This window comes from Polaribacter sp. (assembly GCF_965656025.1).
Classification (GTDB): domain Bacteria; phylum Bacteroidota; class Bacteroidia; order Flavobacteriales; family Flavobacteriaceae; genus Polaribacter.
In genome coordinates, this window is sequence record NZ_CBFHJT010000024.1 from 5,582 (window position 1) to 7,657 (window position 2,076).

General features: G+C 26.5%; 2 protein-coding genes. One reads left to right on the top strand and one right to left on the bottom strand.

Going from position 1 to position 2,076, the window contains the following annotated elements; all coding sequences use genetic code 11:
• Nucleotides 1–1,175, bottom strand: a 1,175-nt coding sequence (locus ACTG3S_RS06350) for a tetratricopeptide repeat protein (protein WP_439128524.1), incomplete at its 3' end; no start/stop codon positions are given.
• A 203-nt stretch (nucleotides 1,176–1,378) separates the two neighbouring features.
• Here ACTG3S_RS06350 and ACTG3S_RS06355 point away from each other — a divergent pair.
• Nucleotides 1,379–2,074, top strand: a complete 696-nt coding sequence (locus tag ACTG3S_RS06355; RefSeq protein WP_439128525.1) for an SIMPL domain-containing protein — start codon at nucleotides 1,379–1,381, stop codon at nucleotides 2,072–2,074.
• Nucleotides 2,075–2,076 lie beyond the last annotated feature (2 nt).

Consider the following 2,076-nt stretch of genomic DNA (forward strand, 5'->3'; position numbering starts at 1 on the left):
ACAACAATATCCTTATTTTTTTTAGCATCTTTTCTACTTTTTTCTAAAAAAGGAATGGCTTCTTTGTAATCTTCTTTTAACAGATAAGCATTCCCAATTTTATAATTTATTTTTTGCGAGGTAATAGAATCTGCTACAATTTCTTTTTGTGGAGCCGCTATTTTTTTTTGATTTGCTTTTACTAAACTCTTTTTTCTAAGCTTAATTTCTTCGTCATATTTTTTATTTTCGTTTAAAAAATCAGCTACTTTTTCTTCTTCTTTTAAAACTCTATTTACATTTTCTTTTGCTGCGAATTTTAAACTTTTATTATAATTTAAATTAGCTTCTTTTAGATTTCCTTCTGCCGCAAAAACAGCTGCTATTTTAGAGCTGATATCTGTTATTTTAGAGTTTACTTTGTTTTTGTTAGCAATATTGAAGGCTTTGTTAAATTGCTCTTTGGCTAAGGTGTATTTTTTAATAGCAAAATAAGTGTCTGCTAATCCTTCTAAAACAACAATTTGCTCAAATTTACTTAGTGCTGTTTGCTCAATTTTTTTGTAAGCAGTAATGGCTTTGTCATACTCTTTTAAATTAAATAATGCTTTTGCCAAACCTATTTTTGCAGTCGTATTTTCTTTAATTTGTAGCGATAGTTTGTAATTATTTACAGCCAAATCATATTGTTTCCAATGTAGATAAACACTAGCTAAAGTGCCATATGTTTTGGCATTTCTATCTCTAGTTTTACTTGTTTTTATTGCTTTTTCTATAAAAGACAAACTTTTATCTATGTCTTTTGTTTTATAAAATTTTGCAGAATCTAAATAACTTACAAAGCTATCTTTTCGTTTGTATAAAGAAAGGTTTTGTGGATTAAAGCCCTCTATTACAACCTTAATTTCTTCATTAGAAGTAATCGTATAATACACATCATCGAAATCTGGATGCGAAACTACTAACTGGTCTCCTACCCTAGCCTCTACTTTATAAAAACCATCTATTTCTGAAAAATAAAAACTTTTACCATTTACAGAAACATCTGCATTTTTGATGGGTGTTTTGGTCTTTTTTATTTCTACTTTTACTTGAACAAAAAATTGTTTATCTGTATTGTTTACAGAGGTTTCTTGTGCAATAATTAGTGTTTGAAACAACAATAAAAAGCAGTAAAATATTTTTTTAAGTTCCATAGAAACAATTAATTGTTGTAAACATACACACAAAAAAGCATCTAAAAAAACGCGATTTATATACAATTAAGGGTTTTAAAGATTCTTTTGGCTAGTTTGCTAATTTTTTATTTTCGTTTACTCATTAAAAAGTAGTGTTTACTCATTGTAATTATTTTCTTAAAAAATGTTGCTTTAGTTTTATATCAACAAAAAACAAACCCATGAAAATTAAAACATTTGCAATCTTACTTTTCATTACAACAGTAACTTTTAGTCAACAAAACAAAGTAGAAAATTCTTACATTGAAGTTGTAGGTATTGCTGAAAAAGAAATTATACCCGATGAAATTTACTTAGATATTTATCTAAAAGAGCGAATGGAAAATGGGAAAAAAATAGCTTTAGAAACATTGGAAAACATTCTTAAAAACGAATTAAAAAACATTGGTATCCCTGAGAAATATCTATTTATTTCTGATGTGAATTCGGTACTTTCTAAAACAGGTTGGTTTACTAAAGAAATTCTTTCTACAGCAAAATACCATCTAAAAATAACTAACTCAAAAAAATTAAAGCAGTTTTTTAATTGTTTAGATGATCTTAAAATAACAGATGTAAATGTTACAAAAGCCACACATTCTAACATGATAGAACTGCGAAAAGAAAATAGAATTAACGCTATAAAAGCAGCCAAAAATAAGGCCAGTTATTTGTTAAGTGCTATTGGGGAAAAAGTTGGGAAGCCTATTAAAATAAATGAGATTGATGCAAACAATCAAAATTATACGTTTGCAAATAACATTAATGTTTCTGGTTATAATAGTGGGATTTCTAAAATGAAACGTAATAAATCCATTGTTCAATTTGAAAAAATAATAGTAAAATCTTCTATTTATGTAAAGTTTGAAATAAAATAAAA

Excerpts from the sequence above, each read along its gene's own strand:
- ACTG3S_RS06355 (WP_439128525.1), top strand. The coding sequence starts at position 1,379 with ATGAAAATTAAAACATTTGCAATCTTACTTTTCATTACAACAGTAACT.